Source organism: Streptomyces sp. NPDC046909, assembly GCF_040644695.1.
Lineage (GTDB): Bacteria > Actinomycetota > Actinomycetes > Streptomycetales > Streptomycetaceae > Streptomyces.
Genome location: NZ_JBEYXC010000002.1, coordinates 718,407 through 737,293, shown reverse-complemented (window position 1 = coordinate 737,293; position 18,887 = coordinate 718,407). Strand labels below are relative to the sequence as shown.

The window sequence follows — 18,887 nt, the reverse complement described above, 5'->3', positions numbered from 1 at the left end:
CGTGGCTCGCATGGGTGACGCGGTGGAACTGGAGGTGGGCGGGCGGAGCGTACGGCTGTCCAGCCCGGACAAGGTCTTCTTCCCCGAGCGAGGTTTCACCAAGCTCGACCTCGCCCGCTACTACCAGGCCGTCGCCCCCGGCATCCTGCGCGCCCTGCGCAACCGCCCCACCACCCTGGAGCGCTACCCGGACGGCGTGACCGGCGAGTCCTTCTTCCAGAAACGGGCCCCCAAGAACATGCCCGACTGGATCCCCACCGCCCACATCACCTTCCCCAGCGGCCGCAGCGCCGACGAGATGTGCCCCACCGAGGAGGCCGCCGTCCTGTGGGCCGCCCAGTACGGCACGCTCACCTTCCACCCCTGGCCGGTACGCCGTGACGACGTCGACCGCCCCGACGAACTCCGCATCGACCTCGACCCGCAGCCCGGCACGGACTACGACGACGCCGTCCGCGCGGCAGGCGAACTCCGGGCCGTACTGGAGGAGTTCGGCGGCCTGCGCGGCTGGCCGAAGACCTCCGGCGGGCGGGGCCTGCATGTCTTCGTGCCCATCGAACCCCGCTGGACCTTCACCCAGGTGCGGCGGGCGGCGATCGCGGTGGGACGGGAGATGGAACGCCGGATGCCGGACCAGGTCACGATCAAGTGGTGGAAGGAGGAGCGCGGAGAGCGCATCTTCGTCGACTACAACCAGACGGCCCGGGACCGGACCATCGCCTCCGCCTATTCCGTACGACCTCGCCCGCACGCCCCTGTCTCGGCACCCTTGCGCTGGGAGGAGGTCGGCGAGGCGCATCCGCAGGACTTCGACCTCGCGACCATGCCCGCGCGCTTCGCCGAACTCGGCGATGTGCACGCGGACATGGACGATCACGCCTTCTCTCTGGACGCGCTCCTTGAGCTGGCGCGTCGCGACGAGCACGACCACGGACTCGGCGATCTGCCGTACCCGCCCGAGTATCCGAAGATGCCGGGGGAGCCCAAGCGGGTACAGCCGAGCCGGGCGCGCAAGGAACCCTCTTAGAGCTCCTTGATCCGGATGTCCCGGTACGAGACCACATCCGTAGTGCTGTGCACCTGGAGTCCGACGTAACCGGAGGCGAACCGCCGTCCGTCCGTGCCCGGGTCGTCCGAGCGGGGCGGGACGAAGTCCTGGCCGCCGATGTTGTCGAACTCGTTGATCAGGACGCCGTTGCGGTAGACCGAGTAGTGCTGGTCGACCACGCGGATCTCGTAGTCGTTCCAGGTGCCCTTCTGGGTCACGCCCGCGCCGGCCAGGCCCACGCGGTCGAACCCGTAGATCGAGCCCGTCTTGTACATGTCGCCGTCGGGCCGGTCCAGGACCTGTACTTCATGCCCGTACTTGATGGCGACCCACTCGGGGCGGGACTCCTCGGGGTGGTCGTGGACCCACGGGAAGCGCACGAACACACCGGAGTTGGCGTTGCCGGTGCCGGGGGCGTCGTCGCGCCACTGGAGGCGGAGCGAGAAGTCGCCGTACTTGCGCTCGGGGAACCACAGCATGCCGAGTCCGGCCCTGGCCGTCCCGGAGGTGATGGACCCGTCGGCGTTCAGTCCGAACGAACCGCCGCCCACCTGCTGCCACTTGGCGAAGGAGTCCGCGCTGCCGTCGAGGATCTTCCGGTAGCCCTCGGTCTGCCCGGGCTTGCCGATCCCGGACTGGCGGGCCGCCTTCTGGATGGCGTCGTACTCGCGCTGGTCGACGACCCCTTCCTTGAGCAGCTTGTCGAGGACCGTCTTCACGTGCTTGAGGAACAGCGCGTGGGACGTCCACTCCTTCTCGTCCTCGATCAACTCGTTGATACGGCAACGGCTGTTGGTGAGCCGGTTCGGCACGCCCGAGTCGACGTCCCCGACGATCACCGTCAACCGCTCGTCGAACTCGGGGCAGTTGGGGGCGGGGACCTGGCTGGAGACGACGGTGAAGGTCACCGTGCGGGCGGCCGATGTGTTGCCCGTCCTGTCGGTGGCCCGATAGGCGAGGGTGTGGGTGCCGGCCCGGTCGACGATCACCGGTGTGGTGTATGCGATGTACGGTCCACCGTCGATCGAGTACTCGATCCGGTCGACGCCCGACCCGCCCTCGTCCGTCGCGCTCACGGTCACCCTGGCGTTGCCGACATAGGCCCCGCCGGAGTTCTTCGTCCCCTCGACGGTCACCCCCGTCACCGGCGGTGTGGTGTCCGGCGTGGGCGTGGCGACCACCGTGAACCGCACATTCTTCTCGGCGGAGACGTTCCCCGCCTTGTCGGTGGCCCGGTAACGCACGGTGTGGGTGCCTAACTGATGCACCATCACGGGTGCGGTGTACGGCTGCCAGGCCCCGTCGTTCACGGCGTACTCGATGGTGTTGACCCCGGAGCCGGTGTCCGAGGCGGACACGGTCACCGTCGCCATGTCGAGGTAGGCCCCGTCGGTGTTCCGCTCGCCGGTCACCGTCGCCGAGGTGTCCGGGGGAGTGGTGTCGTCGGACTGCGGGGCGACGACCGTGAACTGGACGTTCTTCTCGGCGGAGACATTGCCCGCCTTGTCGAGCGCCCGGTAGCGGATCGTGTGGCTGCCGATCTGGTCGACGACGATGGGTGCGGTATACGGTATCCAGTCGCCCGCAGTGCCGACCGCGTACTGTATACCGTCGACCCCCGACCCGCCGTCGCCGTCCGTCGCACTGATCGCGACACTCGCCGAGCCGACGTACTCGCCCTGCGCGTTCCGCGTCCCGGTCACCTGGGCCGCGGTCTCGGGCGGGGTGGTGTCCTCGCCGCCGGCCTCGGTCACCACGAGGATGCCCTGCATGGAGCCGTGCCCCGGGATCGTGCAGTGGTAGAAGTAGCGGCCCGGGGTGAGGGTGACCTCGGCGGTGTGACGGCCGCCCATGTCGTCGTTCGGGTTGGCGAGGATGTTCAGCTCGACATCGCTGTTGAACTCGGGATCGCTCGTCACGAACGTCAGCGTGTGCGGCATTCCGGTGGTGTTGCCGGTCGCCGCACTGTTCTCGAAGACGATCGTCGCCTGCCCCGCCACCGCGGTCGTCGGCGCCGATGTGTACTGGGTGATGTCGTCACCGGCCGTCCAGGTGAGCGTCTGCGCGGCGGCGGCCTGGGGCGCGGGCCGCTGCGCCGGCTGCTGAGCGGAGACGGGTGCGGCTTGCAGCCCCAGCAGGACCAGTACGGCGGCGAGCAGGGCGGTCCAGATCCTTCGTCGCTGTCCCGTCATCGAGCGGCCCCCCTCGCCAGCAGGTCGGCGGCCGGAGTGGGCCCGCCGCCCGTGTAAGTGACCCGCCACAGCGCCGACTTCGCGTCCGAGGTGAAGAAGCCCCGGCCGTAGTCGAGGACGTACAGCGAACCGTCCGGGCCGAACTTCCAGTCCATGAGGTTCTTGATGCCGTCGTTGCCGATCGGGATGATCTTCTTCAACGACTCGGAGTGCACGGGCAGTCCGCCCTCCCCATGGTTCTTCGGGTCGGTGATGACGGCGTTGCGCGGCTGGTCGGCGTCGTAGAAGTCACCGACGAACCACTTGCCGTCCCAGTACGCGGGCCACTTGACGTCGCTCGCGCTCGTGGTGTCGTAGCGGTAGACCGGCCCGTTCATCGCGGCCTGCCCGCCGCCCTTCAGCCACGGCAGCAGATACGTGGACTCCTCCTGTTTGTATGACGGGACGCCGTTCGCGTCACGTGGGAAGTCCGGGGCGCCGCCCTGGGGCGAGTACCAGATGTTGTTGCCGGTGACCGGCGGGAGATTGACGAGGCCGTTGTTGTTCGGGGACTCGTTCTTCGGGTGGTCGCAGTCGTACCAGCCCAGCGGCTTCGTCGGGTCGGGGAGGTTGCGGTCGCGGTAGGGCTGCTTGTTGCCCATGCAGTACGGCCAACCCCGGTTGCCCGCCTTGGTGATGACGGCGAACGTGTCGTACTTGGCCGGACCCCAGGTCGTCGAGGGCGCCGAGGCGTCCGGGCCGACCCAGCCGGCGTAGAGGATGTCGGTCTTCCTGTCGACGAAGATGCGGGCCGGGTTCCTGACCCCCATCACATAGATCTCGCCGCGTGTCTTGCCGCCGCCCTCGTCGGTCTCCTGCCCGGTGAAGAGGTTCCCGGCGGGCAGCGTGTACGTCCCGTCAGCCTCCGGGTGGATGCGCAGGATCTTGCCGTTGAGGTTGTTGGTGTTGCCGGCGGTGCGGCGGGCGTCGGCGAAGGAGACGCCCTTGTAGTTGGGTTCCGGGTTGTTGCCGGAGTAACCGTCGCTGAACCGGCTGGAGTTGTTGTCACCGGTCGCGATGTACAGGTTGCCCTGGGAGTCCCAGGTCATCCCGCCGCCCGCGTGGCAGCAACTGTGGATCTGCACCGGCCACTTGAGCAGCACCTTCTCACTGCTCAGGTCCAGCTTGTTCGTGGCGAGGTCGAGCGTGAAGCGGGAGACCCGCCGCTCGGCCATCCGTGTCTCGCGGTTGATCTGTGAGTGCGGGGTGTAGTGCAGATACACCCACCCGTTCTCCTCGAACCGCGGATCGAGTTCGATGCCGAGCAGCCCCTCCTCGACCTTGACCAGTTCGTCGCCGCCGCCCTTGTTGCCGAAGACGGTCAACGCCCCGGCCAGGGTGACCTTCTTGGTCTTCGGGTCGTAGACGTGGATCTCGCCCTTGCCCTTGCCGATGTCGGGGTTGTTCCAGTCGGTGATCACCGGCTGCGAGGAGTCCGCGCCGCCCCGGCCGATGTAGAGCACCCGGCCGTCGGGCGCGGTCACCAGGCCGTGCGGCTCGCCGATCTGGTCGTTCTGGCCCGGCTGGTTGGGCTGGGTGAGACGCTCGGCCTTGTAGTTGCCGGTGATGGTGGCCTTGCAGTCGGCCTGGGCGATACGGGTGGTCCACATCAGCGCGCCCCGCAGATGCGCACGGAAGTCGGTCTCGTCGTAGGACGACACCGTGCCGCCCATGCCGGTGTAGAAGGAGCGGCCGCCGTCGTAGTCACGGCACCAGCTCACCGGATGGTCCCAGCCGTTCTTGCTGTCCCCGGGCTGGTACGTGGACTCCCGCACCCGCGCGACGGTGTGCACGGAACCGGACGGGTTCTTCGCCCAGTTGAACCACTGATCGGGCCGTTTCCACTGCACCGGCAGATCCTTGGTGGCCGGATGTTGACGATCGCCGACCTCGACGACAGCCCGCTGAACGGCCGTTGGGCTGCCCGCGGCCGGACGGGCCCCGACCAGACCGGTGAACCAGTCCGAGTACGGCTCCGCGCGGGCCGCGTCATGGACACCGACGAACCCGCCGCCGGCCTCCATATAGGCCTCGAGTCCGGCTTCCTGCTCCGGATCGAGGATGTCACCGCCGCCGGTCAGGAAGACGATCGCGTTGTAGCGCCCGAGCCGCGTCTCGTCGGTGAACACCGAGGCGTCGTCCGTGGCCTCGGTCCTGAAGCGTTGTTCCGTCGGCCCGGACAGACCGATCCTCTCGATCGCCTCGATCCCGGCGTTCACGACCGGCGACTCCTCCCCGGCCGCCGCGGAACCGTAGAAAATCAGCACGCGTACATTCGCGCCGCCCGGAGGCGACTTGATGGACATCGTTGTCAGGGGCGGCTCAGGAGCCGGGCGCGCGCTGGCGGCGGGACCCGACAGCAGTCCGGCGACGACGATTCCGGCGGTCACACCCGCCACACCGATCCGTCTTCTCGTGCTCAACCCTCGTAAGTGCATGGGCACCTCCTCGGTCACAGCAACAGCGCGTTGGAAGCTAGACCTCATTGCGCAACTCGCCAATACCTATGACCGAGTTGGGGTCAACTTTGTCCTTGGTGTGGATAAACGGCGGAAGCGCCGGTACCGTCTCACAGGTTCATCACAGGTGCGTCTCCGCAAATTCCGTATCAGGGTGGGGAGTTCCGCATGGACCGACGCGGGTTCAACCGACGAGTACTGCTGGGCGGGGCGGCCGTCGTGGGCACCGGGACCGTCGCGACATCGTTGTCGCTGGCGCCCGAGGCCGCGAGCGCCGACACCCCACCGAGAACCGCCCCGGCCGGCGGGGAGGTGAGACACCTGAAGCTGTACGCCGAGAAGCTCGCCGACGGGCAGATGGGCTACGGCTTCGAGAAGGGCAAGGCGACCGTCCCCGGGCCGCTCATCGAGCTCAACGAGGGCGACACCGCGCACATCGAGTTCGAGAACACCATGGACGTCGCGGCCAGCCTGCACGTCCACGGCCTCGACTACGAGATCTCCAGCGACGGCACCAAGCTGAACAAGAGCGACGTCGAGCCCGGCGGCACCCGCACCTACACCTGGCGCACCCACGCCCCCGGCCGCCGCAAGGACGGCACCTGGCGGGCGGGCAGCGCGGGCTACTGGCACTACCACGACCACGTGGTGGGCACGGAGCACGGCACCGGTGGCATCCGCAAAGGCCTCTACGGCCCGGTGATCGTGCGCCGCAAGGGCGACATCCTCCCGGACACGACGTACACGATCGTCTTCAACGACATGCTCATCAACAACAAACCGGCCCACTCCGTGCCCGACTTCGAGGCCACCGTGGGCGATCGCGTCGAGTTCGTGATGATCACCCACGGCGAGTACTACCACACGTTCCATCTGCACGGTCACCGCTGGGCCGACAACCGCACCGGAACCCTCACCGGCCCCGACGACCCGAGCCAGGTCATCGACAACAAGATCGTGGGCCCGGCGGACTCCTTCGGCTTCCAGGTGATCGCGGGGGAGGGCGTCGGCGCGGGCGCGTGGATGTACCACTGCCACGTCCAGAGCCACTCCGACATGGGCATGGTCGGCCTGTTCCTCGTGAAGAAGACGGACGGCACGATCCCGGGGTACGAACCGCACGAGCACGTTCACTGACGGGCCCGGAGAGCGCTCTCACACCTCCCGCGGCCAGGGATATCCTGGGCCGCAACCGCGAGGAGGGCCCCGAAGTGACCGAGACAGCGCCGCGTCCGACGTTGGAGGCCGTGGCTGAGCGGGCCGGGGTGTCGCGGGCCACCGTGTCGCGGGTGGTGAACGGTGGGGACGGGGTCAGGGAGCCGCTGGTGGAACGGGTTCGGCGGGCGGTGGAGGAACTCGGGTATGTGCCCAATCAGGCCGCTCGCAGTCTCGTCACCCGGCGGCATGACGCGATCGCCGTCGTCGTCGCCGAGCCGGAGACACGGGTCTTCGCCGATCCCTTCTTCGCCCTGCAACTCAGGGGCATCAGCAAGGAGTTGACCTCCCACGACAACCAGCTCGTGCTGCTGCTGACCGAGGGGCGGGACGATCACGCCCGGGTCGGCCGGTATCTCGCCGGGGGGCATGTCGACGGGGCGCTCGTCTTCTCGCTGCACCTCAACGATCCGCTGCCCGGGCTGATCCAGCGGGCCGGCATCCCGACGGTGTTCGGGGGGCGGCCGGGGTGGAGCGACGGGAGCCGGGACGTCGTGTTCGTCGACAGCGACAACCGGGGTGGGGCCCGGGACGCCGTACGGCATCTCGTCGGGCTCGGCCGTACCCGCGTCGCGCACATCACCGGGGCCCTGGACCAGACGTCCGCGGCGGACCGGCTCGAAGGGTTCCGGGATGTCGTGGGGGACGTCGATCCCCGGCTCGTCGTCGAGGGGGACTTCACCCCGGCCGGGGGCGAGCGGGCGATGCGGGAGCTTCTCGACCGGTGCCCGGACGTGGACGCCGTGTTCGCGGCGAACGACCTCACCGCCTCCGGGGCCCTGCGGGTGCTGCGCGAGCGGGGGCGGCGGGTTCCGGACGACGTCGCTGTCGTCGGGTTCGACGACATGCTGCCGGTCGCCGAGCAGACCGACCCACCGCTCACGACGATCCGTCAGGACATCGAGGAGATGGGCCGGTTGATGGCACGGCTGCTGCTGCGGGGGGCCGGGGACGCGCCGTCCGGGGTGGTGCTGCCGACCACCTTGGTGCGGCGCGCCTCGGCATAGGCCGCCCCTCAGCCCTGCTGCGGCACGCTCTTGATCACCGCGAACCGGGCCCCGTAAGGATCCGCCAGCTTGGCGACCCGGCCGACGCCCTCCATGTCCGTGGCGGGCATCCGCACCGTGCCGCCCCGCTCCCGGGCCTCGGCCACCACCTGGTCCGTGTCCGTGACCTCGAAGTACGGCAGCCAGTACGGCTCCGTCTCCCCGGGGGCGTCGGCGAGCGGCACGATGCCGCCGAACATGGCGTTCTCCGTCTCACCGGCCGGGTTGATGGTGGTGTACGTGCCGCCGGGGAAGTCGACGCCGTACGTCTCCAGGCCGAGGACGGCGTTGTAGAAGAACGCGGCCATCGGCTGGTCCGCCGTGTACAGCTCCAGCCAGCACAGCGAACCCGGCTCCTGGACGACGTCGAGCCCCTTGTTCCGGCCGGGCTGCCAGATGCCGAAGGGGACGCCCGCCTTGTCGGCGAGGATCGCCATGCGGCCCTGGTCCATGACGTCCATGGGCTGCACCAGGACCGCGCCGTGCGTCTGCTCGGCGGCCTTCGCCGTGGCGTCCGCGTCCGGTGTCTGGAAGTACACCGTCCAGGACGGCGGTCCCTGCTCCTCGGTGGTCTGCATACCGGCCGCGACGGTCCTGCCGTCCAGCCGGAAGAAGCCGTAGCCCCCGGCCTCGGGCGGCCCGGGCTCGAACCGCCAGCCGAAGAGCGCGCCGTAGAAGGAAGCGGCGCCGTCGATGTCGGGGGTACCGAGATCGATCCAGTTCGGGGCGCCGGTGACATAACGGGTGGTGAGCATCTCTGCCCCTCCTCATAGGGGTCCCGCTGCCTGCACTGCCGAGTCTGGCACCGCCCACTGACAATCGCCCGGAACCGCGACCGTCCGTGACCCATCGTGACCGGCGGGCTGCTCCCGGTTTCCCGCCGATACCGCTTTCCCGCGATCCCGCGCGCCGCCGTGCGCCACGCCGTGCGGCGGAGGACCATCGAGGCGGCCGGAGGCCCATGAACGCGGCGTTGATCCCGCGTTGATCGAACGTTTTTCGCTGCCCGGCACGATCCTGACCATGCTCATCGACACGATCACCCCGCCCGACCTGGAGTGGCAGGACGAGGCGTTGTGCGCACAGACCGGCGGCGACTTCTTCTTCCCCGAGCCGGGCAGCTCCGTACGGGAGGCGAAGCGGATCTGCGGCCTGTGCCCGATCCGCTCCGCCTGTCTGAACTTCGCCCTCGACAACGACGAGCGTTTCGGCGTCTGGGGCGGCCTGTCGGAGAAGGAACGGCTGGAGATCAGGCGTACATCACGCTGAACCGCCACGTCCCCGCCGGCACCCGCACGTCCTGCCCCGTCACCGGCAGCTCCCGCCCGTTCGCCTCGGCCGAGCGCACCTCGCCGAACCGGCACGGGTAGACGAACCGCACACCGTCCGGCGCCTGCGTGATGTCCACGGTCACCGTCCGCGCGCCCGGGTCGTGGGCGAGCCGGTAGCCGAACGGCGCGCCGAAGAGCGTCGGAGCCGCGTCCACGGTGACCCTCCCCCAGCCTTCGGCCGGGGGGACCCCCATCTCGCTGCGCTCGTCGCCGGGCACCCAGTGCGGCCGTACCCCCGGGGCGATGTACAGATGAGGGTCGCGGTCCTCGTCGGCCTCGAAGAAGAGGATGTCGCGGATCAGCAGCAGATACTCGGCGGCCGCCCAGCCGTGCGGGATGTCGCCCATGTACCAACGGCTGAACGGGACTTCGGCGAAGTCGGACGCCACCGGGTACGCGTGCTGCTCGTTCCACGCGCCCAGCGCCACCGCCCGCCCGGCCGTGTGCGGGAAGCCCGCGCCGAAGATCCAGCCGAGCAGTTCGTCCATCCGCCCCGGATCACCGGCCAGCAGATACGCGTGCGCCAACTGCATGGTCAGATAGGGCCCGTACGCGTTCCAGGCGGCATCGTGCCGGTAGCCGCCCGTGACGAAGTGCGCGTACATCGTGTCGAGCGTGAAGCGGGCCGCCCGGTCGATGTCGTCGCCGAGCTTGCTGCCCATGTGCAGACGCAGCGGGTGGAAGTACGCGGCCGTGCCGATCATCGTCGAGTCGAGCCGTCCGACGTCGCCGGGCCCCGTCGGAATGTACGTCTCCCAGGCGCCGCGCGCCCGCTGCTGGTCCAGCACCCAGCGGATCGAGTCCCCGGTGGCGCGCTTCAAGTCGTCGAAGGCGCCCCAGAGTTCGGCGACCTCGGGCGCCCCGATCCGCTCGGCGAGCCGGGCGGCCTCGTAGAGTCCGGCCAGTCCCCAGAAGTCGTCCCAGTAGTGCGGTTGGTTGCGGTCGCCGAGGTGTTCGGCGCTCCAGCCGCTGTGCAGCAGGCCGAGTCCGTCGCGGTTGTCACGGATCCAGCGGGCCGCGTCGAGCACGTAGGGGACGTACAACTTGGCTCCGAACGCGGCCCGTCGGCCGCTGGTGCGGTCGAACCGGCCGATCGCCCACAGGGCTTGGCCGTTGCTGTCCCACTCGCGGTCCTCCTTCTCGTGCGGGCCGCCGTAGAAGCCGTACTCGGCGCACTCGCCGATCCGGCCCGTCCCGCGGTTGAACTTGAGCGGGTAGTGGGTGCCCAACTGCCGTTCGGCCAGGGCCGAGTCGCCGACGAGCGAGCACGCCGTCGCCTCGACGGAGGAGTCACGGATCCAGAAGGAGTCGTACACGGTCGGGCCGGGATGGATCTCGCCGTGGTCGGACAGGATCAGGAGCTGCGAACGCGCCTGCCGGAACTGGTCGGTGAGGTGCGCCACCGGGCGCGGCAGCCCCGGCTGGAGGCCCTGCCCGAGGAGCTTCGCCGTCCAGAAGTCCCGGTTGGCGTCCTCCAGTTCGGCGGTCGGCGTGCCCCTCAGCTCCGCCAGGTCGGCGGCGCCGGAGAACTGGTCCACGGGCAGCCGTACGTCGATCTCGAAGCCCTCGTCCTCGGCGACCCGGAACGGCCACGCGAACACCGCGCTGCACAGCCCCGCCACCTGGTCCTGCGCCTCCAGGGCGCCGTTCAGCTTGCCGCCGACGGCCAGGTCGTGGAAGGCGCTGCGGATGAGATAGGAGTCCGGGTCGAAGGAGAAGTCCGCGTTGCCGTACACCCCGTACTGCTCGGGCGCGGTGTCGAAGACCGGGCCCCAGCCCGAGTTGGTCTCCACCCGCTGCTCGTCCGGGAGATGGCGCAGGAACGTCAGCCGCCGGTCGGTGATCTGCCGCCCGTTGCGGTCGTGCCGCTGGAAGCCGCTGGGCCCGGCCGGCAGCACCGCCGCACACAGCAGCCCGGTGCGCTCCTGTCCCGTCGGGCTGCCCACGGTCACCCGGGTGACGACAAGGTCCCGTTGGCTCGCCCCGACCGTGGTGCCGAAGGTGCGCTGCACGAACTCGACGTCGTCCTCCGTACGGAACGTCGTCAGCACGACCGGCAGATGCGGTGCCTCCATCCGCTGCTCCACCCGTCCGCCGTCCGGGAGTTGAGGCAGCCGTAAGGCACCCGTCGCCGGATCGTGCAGGAAGAAGGAGAGGCTGTACTTGTCGTAGACCGGTTCGATCTCTCCGGCCTGGCCGATCAGGGACTCCTGCCGGTGGTCCTTGACGCCGACCATGTGCCAGTACCGGTACAGGGCGTTGGAGGCGAAGGCCGCCTCCTTGGACTCGTAGGTGCCGGAGTCGAAGTCGTCGCTCCAGCGTCGGAAGGCCTGCTGCGCCCACCAGGGCACGGGATACGGGACCCGGTCCCGACCCGCCCAGCCGCGCCACATGACCTCGTAGAACATCCACTCATGGGTCTGGGCCATGGAGTTCACCCCCTTCGGGCACCGTTGCACCGCCGGGACGTTCCGTAAATCGGTGCGACCGGCCGTCGGGGGTGCGGTTAGGATCCGGGGGCGCACCCGGGCGTAGCGCAGAGGCAGGCGCACCCGCCTTGCCCAGGCGGAATCACACCGGTTCGAATCCGGTCCCCGGGCTGCGTGCGGGGCCCTGTAGAGCAGAGGCAGACTCGCCGCCCTCTCAAGGCGGATACGCCGGTTCGAATCCGGCCGGGGCCACGGTACGACGGGACACGGGGCGGGACGGCACATGAGCGAGGCGATCGGAGAGACGGTCAGCGAGGCGGAATTGGCCGCCTTCCACCAGGTCGTCGGCAAGTTGCGTGCCCTGCCCGTCGACGATCCGGTGCGGCTGCGTGCCGAGCAGGTGGCCGCCTCCTTCGCCCGTGACGGGCGTTTGCGGCGCCGCAAGGCGCGGGGCGTGGAGGCGACGGCCGCCGACGCCTCCGTGATGGCCGCCACCGCGACCGGCGCCCTGGAACGACGCGAGGACGCCCCGCTGGCCGGGTCCGGCACCGGCGGTGTCTTCCGCAAGCCGCGCAACTGCTATGTCTGCAAGTCGGCCTATCGAGAGGTCGACTCCTTCTACCACCGCCTGTGCCCGGCCTGCGCCGCCGACAACACGACTCGGCGTGCCCTGAGCACCGATCTCGGCGGCCGCCGCGTGCTGCTCACCGGCGGCCGTGTGAAGATCGGCTTCCAGCTGGCCCTGATGATGCTGCGCGACGGCGCCCAGGTCCTGGTCACCTCCCGCTTCCCGCACGACACCGTGCGCCGCTTCCGCGCCGAGCCGGGCAGCGAGAAGTGGCTCGACCGGCTGACCGTGCTCGCCGTCGACCTCCGCGACCCGCGCCAAGTTCTCGGCCTGTGCGAGGAGTTGCGGAGGGAGGGCGAGCCGCTGGACATCCTCGTCAACAACGCCGCGCAGACCGTGCGCAGGCCCCCGGAGTCGTACGCGCTGCTCGCCGCCGGGGAGTACGACGCCCTGCCCGAGGGCGCGCGGCAGGCGCCCGGGTTCACGCCGATGCGGATGCTGGAGAGCGGCGCCGCGTCGCTCCCGGCCGCCCTGCGTGAGGCCGACGAGGCCGGTCTGCTGCCTGACCCGTCCCCGGAGAACTCCTGGTCGGCCCGGCTCGGCGCCCTCGACCCGGCCGAGGTCCTGGAGACCCAGCTGGTGAACGCCCTCGCCCCGGCCCTGCTCTGCGACCGGCTGCTGCCCCTGCTGCTCGCCTCGCCGCACCCGCGCCGGTACGTCGTCAACGTGACCGCCGTCGAGGGCCGATTCGCGGTCCGCAACAAGATGGCGGGGCATCCCCACACCAACATGGCCAAGGCCGCCCTCAACATGCTCACCCGCACCAGCGCCGCCGAACTCGCCGAGCAGGGCGTCCACATGTGCGCCGTCGACACCGGCTGGATCACCGACGAGAACCCCGCGCCGAAGAAGGCCCGGATGGCGCAGGCCGGGTTCCGGACGCCGCTGGACATCGTGGACGGGGCGGCGCGGGTGTACGACCCGATCGTGCGGGGTGAGGCGGGGGATCCCGTGGCCGGGGTGTTCCTCAAGGACTACCGGGAGGCGGAGTGGTGACACCGGATGAGTCGGGCGAATCGGACGAGGGGTGGCGGTCGGAGGCGGACGGGTTCGCCGGTGTGCCGTCCGTCGTGTCGCGTCCGGTCGCCGAACTCGCCCCGTTGCTGGACTGGTTGCGCGCCGGGCGCCCCGCCGGGGAACGGCTGGACTTCCCGGCCGGTACGGCGCTGCCCGACGGGCGGCTCGACCTGTGCAAGCAGGAACTGGGCGCCGAGGGCGCGGCTCTCGTCGCCGAGGCGCTGGGTCAAGGTCCGTCGCCTGTACGTCACTTGCTGCTCGGCACGGACGGCCTCGGGGACGCCGGGGCGGCCGTCGTGGCCGGGGCGAGCGAGGACGTCGAGACGCTCTACCTCGGCTGCAACGGCATCACGGCGGGCGGCGCCTGCCGGATCGCCGACCAGCTGCGGGCCTCTCCGCAGGTCGTCACCGGCGTGTGGCTCAAGCGCAACCCGCTGGGCGCCGGGGGAGGGCGGGCGGCGGCCGAACTCATCGAGTCCGCACGGTCGTTGCGCACCCTCGACCTCGTCCAGACCGGCCTCGACGCGACCGGAGCCCTAGTCCTCGCGGACGCGCTGCTGACGGCCGCAGGCAACGGGCGCCGCGTCGAGCGGCTCTTCGTCGGCGGCAACCCGCTGGGGGAGGCGGGCGCGGAGGCGCTCGGCGCGGTGGTCGCGGCGGGCGCGATCGACGAACTGTACGTCTCCGCCGCCCGGTTGGGGGACGCGGGCGCGCTCCGCCTCGCCGACGCGCTGGACCGGGCACCGTACGGCCGGCTCACCCGTCTCGCCGTCGCCAGCAACGGCATCGGACCGGTGGCCGCCGCCCGACTGGTGTCGGCGGCCACCGCGGCCGGGGTCACCCTGCTGGACCTCGGCCGGGTGCGCGCTGCGGCGGTCCTGGGCGCGGCCGACAACCACATCGACCTGCCCGCCGCCGAGACGATCGCCGACGCCTTGGCAGCCGCCGAGCACCGCCTGACCCACCTGGTCCTCACCCACACCGGCATGCGCAGCCGCGAGGCCCACCGCCTCCTCGACACGGCCCCGCACGCCGCCACGGCCACCCGCTTCGTCCTCGGTCAGGGCATCGCGGCGAGCGTCAAACGCCGCCTGGAGGCACTCAGCGCCCACGTCCCCCGACCGGAGGTCCCGGCCGACGTGGCCGCCGTACGGAGCGTCCACCGGACGGCTCCGCCCGACGCCTGAGCCTCACCGTCTCCGCATCCCCATGAACACCTCCGTCCAGAACCGCTGCTGCCGCTCCGACGCCCCCACGAGATACGTCGCCCGGAGCTTCGCCGGCAGCAGGGCCACCAGCCGGGTCACCACCGCGCGGTGCTTCTTCAGCTGGGACAGTTCCGCGTTGGCGAGGATCTGGTGGACCACGTCACTGTCGTCGCCGCCCTCGTCGGAGTGCGCGGCGGCGCGGCGCAGCCGGGCCTCCCACGCGTCGGCGTCCCGGGCGAGCTCGCGCAGGCCCGTGACCTGGCGGCCCTTCAGACGGGCCATGAGGGCGGTGAGCGGCACCGGCGCGTACTCGCCGTCGCCCAGGTACACCGTGCCCATCTCCAGCGGGAGCCCGCGCCGGTGCAGCTTGATGAGCCGCTCCAGCGTGCGCTTGGTGATCCAGGCCCGGCCGTCGTCGTCGATGTCGTGCTTCCACCACTCCAGGACCGTCTCCGCGTCCGAGCCGTAGTGCGCGAGCAGCCACTCGTTGGCCGGGATGTCCTCCGGCTCGACGGTCAGCGAGGCCGTGAAGCGGGTCGCCTGCGCGATGTTGTTGCGGGACACCAGCAGCTTGCGGCCCAGATGGTACGGCGGGTTCTGGACGGCTATCTGGGCGCGCAGGTTCTCGATCCGCCGCCCAGCCAGCGACCACTCCTGGGTGATCTCCATGAGCTTGGCGAACGCGGCCCTGTCCTTGGGCCGGTTGTACTCGTCCCACACGATCGCCTTCGGCTCCGGACCGGTGAAGTGCGCGGCGAGGAGGTTGTCGAGGGTGCCGTCCGATGACGGGATCGGCACGCACAGGTCCTCGACGTTCGTCACCGGCAGCGAGAAGTACAGCGCGTCCCGGCCCAGCCCCTCGCGCACGGTCTGCCGCACCAGCTCCGTCTTGCCGCACCCGGGCGGGCCCTGGAGCAGCACCGTCCAGCGGTTGCGCAGCGCGGCGCGCACGACCTGCCGTACCGGGTCGGGAATCGTCGAGGGGTTGGCGACGCCGACGGACTCGGCGACGCGGTCCAGGATCTCGTTCGTACGGTTCTGCCCCGGCCTGCCGTCAGGACCCGGCTCGGCCAGCCGCAGCCGCTCGCCGTCGACCAGGGGCAGGCCCCAGCGCAGCGGGAACCCCTCCTTCGCGTTGGCCAGGACGTGGTCGAGGGTGCGCGGGGAGAGCCGCTCGCGCAGGGCGGGGGAGAGGGACGCCCACAGCGAGAACACCGGACGCAGGTCCCACGGGCGGTACTTGGCCGCCAGATGCCTGCGCCAGGACGTGTCGTCGGCCGTGATCCGCATCGTGGCCATGCGGTCCAGGAGCGCGAGGTCGCCGCGCCGGGACGAGGTCTCCGACAGGGACTCGTTGTCGGTCAGGAACACCCCGACGCAGCCGAGGGCCCGCAGATCGTGCTCGCCCAGCGTCCAGTCGCAGGCGATCTGCATCAGCTGCGACTGGATGGTGTCGCCCGCCTGGAGCGAGTCGTCGATGAGCAGCACGAACGGCGTGCCGGGCTTCAGCTGGCTCATCACCAGCTGGCGCAGCACCAGTTCACCGGTGCGCGGATCGCGCACGGGCGCGTTGACGAGCAGGTCGTCCGGCGTGAGGTTCGCCGCCGGCACGTACACCAGGGCCGTGCCGGGGTGGGCGCGGGCGATGTGCGAGAAGAACGTCGCCGTCTTGCCGATGCCGTGCTCGCCGAAGATCTGGCCCGTCTGCCCCATGTCGATCATCGCGTCGATGAAGGACTCCAGGCGTGAGACGGCCGTCGACCGACCTGTCTCCGACTGCCTTGTCTCTGTGGTCATTACCGCGATCCCGTGGTCACGCGATGGCAGTCCATCGCGGGTGTGTGCGTCTCGGGCCATTCGTCGCCGCCCTCCGTGATCAGCCAGATCCATTTGTCCGGCTCGGCGGGCGTGATCGGCGGCGCGTATCCGTCGGTGAGCATCACGACAGCGTCCGGGGTCTCGTCGAAACGCCGCCCCCTCACCTCCGTACGGCCCTCCACGTAGTCCGCGACCACCTGGAAACTCGTGCCGCCACCGCCGTAGACCCGCTCGCCCGGCACGAAGGGCATCACCACGCCGTCGAAGGACAGCCAGTGCGCCTCCACGCCGTCGATGCGGCCGACCAGTTCGGTCAGCCAGGTGATCACGTGGTGCGGCATCGAGCCCGAGGTGTCGTACGCGATGACCAGCACCTTGTCCCGGACCGGGCCGCGCCGCGCGAGCATCGGGTCCTGGCCGAGGGCCGCGAGCAGGGCGCCGCGCTTCTTCGGGTACACCAGCCGCTCGCCGTCGCGGAGTCTGGAGCCGAGGACGTCGACGAGCCAGCGCTGCCACCAGTCGACCGTCCGCGTGCGCGTGGTCCCGCCGCGCAGCGTGCCCGCGCCCAGGTTGCCCCAGATGCGGGCCGCGCGGGCGTTGCCGTCCTCGGTGCGGCCCATCAGGTCGAGCAGTTCGCCCTCCGCGCCCGTGTGCCCGCGCCGGGCGGCCAGCAGGGAGTTGAGCAGCGCGGAGGAGGTCACCGCGTCGACGGTCTCCTGGTCGGCCGGGACCGGGTCGCCGTCCGCGAGGTGCACGCAGAGCCGCCGCTCCGGAACCGGAGGGTTGTGCATGCGCTTCAGCTCGCCGTACACCCGCATGTCGGTCTCGGTGAACGTCTCGTACGGCACCGGCTCCAGGCCGTGGGCGGTGAGGTCCGCGCGGTAGCGCTCGTACACCTCGCGCGGGTCGATGCCCGTCGGACGGCCGTCCAGCAGGGGGAGTCCCTCCCGGTTGAGCCGGATCAGCGCCACGTGGTTGATGGACACCTCGGCGGCCAGCTCGAAGACCGGGTCGTCGCGCAGGTCCGGGTCGGTGAACAGATGGCGGTGCACGAGGTGGCGTGCCTCGTGGAACAGGACGAACTTCACGCCGTCCAGGCCTAGTCCGACGAAAAAGTCCGGGTTGTAGAGCAGCAGGCAGGTGCCGTCGCCCGACGCCACCACGGCCGCCGTGTCGATCGCGGTCGTCGGGATCTGGTGGTGGCACTTGGCGTACAGCCAGGACGCCACCGCCGACTCCGTCAGCCCGAAGTCCAGCAGCGCGGCCTCCTTGAGCCGCCGCGCCTCCGCCACCACCGCCGGATCCGCCGGGCGGTACGCCTCCAGCGCCCTGCGGTCGGCGAGGTCGACCACCGGGGCACGCCGCCCCCGCTCCCCGTACGCCATGTCATGCCCCCCGTACTGACGTGCCCCCGTGCCTCATTGGTACCAGGGCCCACTGACATCGGGCCAAGGCATTACGATCTGGCGCCAAGGGCGGGGTCGTAGCGCAGAGGCAGGCGCACCGGTCTCCAAAACCAGAACACGCTGGTTCGAATCCAGCCGCCCCGCCCCCTAGGCGATGGCGCCCGCGGTCACCACGAGTTCGGGCGTGTTGCCGTGGAACGTCTCGATCAGCTGGACCAGCACCGCCCAGGCCTCCTCGTTGTCGCCCAAGTGGTCCTGGACGAGCGGGCGGAGAGTGGCCTCGGCCTCCTGGGCACGCGCCGGGAACAGGGCGTGCCCCAGCGCGAGGACCTCCAGGACACGGATGGCCGGCCCCTCGGACGTCACGTACTCGGCGGGACCGTCGTACACGCCCGCCTGCCGCAGCCGGTGGGTGAACTTGCTGTGCGAGCCGAAGGCTTGGCGTATCAAGGGCGGGCAGTCCGGGCGCACGGACAGGGCCCAGCGGGCGTAACCGGGCAACGGGCGGTCGAAGTCCGCGTCGCCGACGGTCCACCAGTCGTCCTGCGTGAGCACCATGGAGGCGGCGGCGCGTCCCGCGGCCATCGAATCGACCTCACGCAGACTGCCGACGAGACCATGACGGACGTAGCTCTCGGGGATCTCGGGTTCCTGTCCCGGGAGCATGCGATCGACCGGGATGATCCCCGTGCGACCGGGCCCGAACGGCACCCCGCGCGCGATGGCCCGGCGCAGCCCGGAGTCGGTCGGGATGTGCCGCCACACGACGGCGTTGAGCCCGGGGTCGTCGTTCTCCAGGATCCACAGCGCCACGGAGGCCGGCAGATGCCGCGCCCACGTCCAGGCCCGGCGCAGCCGCTCGACCGTCGCCTCGGGTCGCTCGGAGCCGGGCAGACCGGTGCGGGCCCGGACCCGCCCGGCGATGTCCTCGTCGACGAGCCCGAGCAGAAAGCCGACCGCCTGCTCCGCAACGCTGTTCTGCCGCATGGCCGCATGATGTCGCGGGCCAGGGGCGCACCGCATCGGAAATACGGCGGTCGGCCGGAGGCGG

Annotated in this window: 13 protein-coding genes and 3 tRNA genes; 9 read left to right on the top strand and 7 right to left on the bottom strand. The window is 70.6% G+C overall.

What is annotated here, in order from left to right; all coding sequences use genetic code 11:
* Window positions 1-10: 10 nt before the first annotated feature.
* The gene (gene ligD, locus ABZ928_RS07590) at window positions 11-1,027 is read left to right on the top strand and encodes a non-homologous end-joining DNA ligase (protein WP_361515762.1); all 1,017 of its coding nucleotides are present in this window, start codon (window positions 11-13) and stop codon (window positions 1,025-1,027) included.
* Here ligD and ABZ928_RS07585 read toward each other — a convergent pair.
* Together ABZ928_RS07585 and ABZ928_RS07580 are read right to left on the bottom strand one after the other, a co-directional pair.
* Complete coding sequence (locus tag ABZ928_RS07585; RefSeq protein WP_361515761.1) at window positions 1,024-3,240, bottom strand: family 16 glycoside hydrolase; 2,217 nt, start codon at window positions 3,238-3,240, stop codon at window positions 1,024-1,026. The genes ligD and ABZ928_RS07585 overlap by 4 nt on opposite strands.
* Window positions 3,237-5,717, bottom strand: coding sequence for a ThuA domain-containing protein (locus ABZ928_RS07580; protein ID WP_361515759.1), 2,481 nt, complete (start codon window positions 5,715-5,717; stop codon window positions 3,237-3,239). Before ABZ928_RS07580 ends, ABZ928_RS07585 begins: the two co-directional genes overlap by 4 nt.
* 189 nt (window positions 5,718-5,906) lie before the next feature.
* On the opposite strand from ABZ928_RS07580, the gene ABZ928_RS07575 reads away from it, so the two are divergent.
* Window positions 5,907-6,875, top strand: a complete 969-nt coding sequence (locus tag ABZ928_RS07575) for a multicopper oxidase domain-containing protein (protein ID WP_361515757.1) — start codon at window positions 5,907-5,909, stop codon at window positions 6,873-6,875.
* 74 nt (window positions 6,876-6,949) lie between these two features.
* The gene (locus tag ABZ928_RS07570) at window positions 6,950-7,960 is read left to right on the top strand and encodes a LacI family DNA-binding transcriptional regulator (protein WP_361515755.1); all 1,011 of its coding nucleotides are present in this window, start codon (window positions 6,950-6,952) and stop codon (window positions 7,958-7,960) included.
* A gap of 8 nt (window positions 7,961-7,968) precedes the next feature.
* On the opposite strand, the gene ABZ928_RS07565 is transcribed toward ABZ928_RS07570, so the two are convergent.
* Window positions 7,969-8,754: a VOC family protein gene (locus ABZ928_RS07565; RefSeq protein WP_361515754.1), complete on the bottom strand. Its 786-nt coding sequence runs from the start codon at window positions 8,752-8,754 to the stop codon at window positions 7,969-7,971.
* Window positions 8,755-8,983: 229 nt separating this feature from the next.
* Between ABZ928_RS07565 and ABZ928_RS07560 the strand changes: the two genes are divergently transcribed.
* Entirely contained in the window at window positions 8,984-9,268 is a 285-nt protein-coding gene (locus ABZ928_RS07560) for a WhiB family transcriptional regulator (RefSeq protein ID WP_361515752.1), read from the top strand.
* Here ABZ928_RS07560 and ABZ928_RS07555 read toward each other — a convergent pair.
* On the bottom strand, window positions 9,249-11,759 hold the full coding sequence (locus ABZ928_RS07555; protein ID WP_361515751.1) for a hypothetical protein: 2,511 nt from the start codon (window positions 11,757-11,759) through the stop codon (window positions 9,249-9,251). The two genes, ABZ928_RS07560 and ABZ928_RS07555, sit on opposite strands and share 20 nt — an antisense overlap.
* A gap of 95 nt (window positions 11,760-11,854) precedes the next feature.
* Here ABZ928_RS07555 and ABZ928_RS07550 point away from each other — a divergent pair.
* The 4 genes from ABZ928_RS07550 (at window position 11,855) to ABZ928_RS07535 (ending at window position 14,591) form a co-directional block, all read left to right on the top strand.
* Window positions 11,855-11,930 (top strand) — tRNA-Gly (locus tag ABZ928_RS07550).
* 9 nt (window positions 11,931-11,939) lie between these two features.
* A tRNA-Glu gene (locus tag ABZ928_RS07545) sits at window positions 11,940-12,011 on the top strand.
* Between the two features lie 31 nt (window positions 12,012-12,042).
* Window positions 12,043-13,383 (top strand): SDR family oxidoreductase, encoded by a 1,341-nt coding sequence (locus ABZ928_RS07540; RefSeq protein WP_361515749.1) that lies wholly within the window; start codon window positions 12,043-12,045, stop codon window positions 13,381-13,383.
* Window positions 13,380-14,591: a ribonuclease inhibitor gene (locus tag ABZ928_RS07535; RefSeq protein WP_361515747.1), complete on the top strand. Its 1,212-nt coding sequence runs from the start codon at window positions 13,380-13,382 to the stop codon at window positions 14,589-14,591. The genes ABZ928_RS07540 and ABZ928_RS07535 overlap by 4 nt, the downstream gene beginning before the upstream one ends.
* Before the next feature lie 3 nt (window positions 14,592-14,594).
* Here the strand turns inward: ABZ928_RS07535 and ABZ928_RS07530 are convergent, their stop codons facing one another.
* Window positions 14,595-16,409, bottom strand: a complete 1,815-nt coding sequence (locus ABZ928_RS07530) for an AAA family ATPase (protein ID WP_361515746.1) — start codon at window positions 16,407-16,409, stop codon at window positions 14,595-14,597.
* A complete protein-coding gene (locus tag ABZ928_RS07525) occupies window positions 16,409-17,815 on the bottom strand; it encodes a hypothetical protein (RefSeq protein ID WP_361515744.1) in 1,407 nt (468 codons plus the stop codon). Before ABZ928_RS07525 ends, ABZ928_RS07530 begins: the two co-directional genes overlap by 1 nt.
* Before the next feature lie 90 nt (window positions 17,816-17,905).
* Between ABZ928_RS07525 and ABZ928_RS07520 the strand changes: the two genes are divergently transcribed.
* Window positions 17,906-17,981, top strand: a tRNA-Trp gene (locus ABZ928_RS07520).
* Between the two features lie 2 nt (window positions 17,982-17,983).
* On the opposite strand, the gene ABZ928_RS07515 is transcribed toward ABZ928_RS07520, so the two are convergent.
* Entirely contained in the window at window positions 17,984-18,823 is an 840-nt protein-coding gene (locus ABZ928_RS07515; RefSeq protein WP_361515742.1) for a hypothetical protein, read from the bottom strand.
* Window positions 18,824-18,887 lie beyond the last annotated feature (64 nt).

Bases quoted from the DNA above. Each gene is read 5' to 3' on its own strand.
- ligD (WP_361515762.1), top strand. From the start codon at position 11: ATGGGTGACGCGGTGGAACTGGAGGTGGGCGGGCGGAGCGTACGGCTG.
- ABZ928_RS07585 (WP_361515761.1), bottom strand. From the start codon at position 3,240: ATGACGGGACAGCGACGAAGGATCTGGACCGCCCTGCTCGCCGCCGTA.
- ABZ928_RS07580 (WP_361515759.1), bottom strand. From the start codon at position 5,717: ATGCACTTACGAGGGTTGAGCACGAGAAGACGGATCGGTGTGGCGGGT.
- ABZ928_RS07575 (WP_361515757.1), top strand. From the start codon at position 5,907: ATGGACCGACGCGGGTTCAACCGACGAGTACTGCTGGGCGGGGCGGCC.
- ABZ928_RS07565 (WP_361515754.1), bottom strand. From the start codon at position 8,754: ATGCTCACCACCCGTTATGTCACCGGCGCCCCGAACTGGATCGATCTC.
- ABZ928_RS07555 (WP_361515751.1), bottom strand. From the start codon at position 11,759: ATGGCCCAGACCCATGAGTGGATGTTCTACGAGGTCATGTGGCGCGGC.
- ABZ928_RS07540 (WP_361515749.1), top strand. From the start codon at position 12,043: ATGAGCGAGGCGATCGGAGAGACGGTCAGCGAGGCGGAATTGGCCGCC.
- ABZ928_RS07530 (WP_361515746.1), bottom strand. From the start codon at position 16,409: ATGACCACAGAGACAAGGCAGTCGGAGACAGGTCGGTCGACGGCCGTC.
- ABZ928_RS07525 (WP_361515744.1), bottom strand. From the start codon at position 17,815: ATGGCGTACGGGGAGCGGGGGCGGCGTGCCCCGGTGGTCGACCTCGCC.
- ABZ928_RS07515 (WP_361515742.1), bottom strand. From the start codon at position 18,823: ATGCGGCAGAACAGCGTTGCGGAGCAGGCGGTCGGCTTTCTGCTCGGG.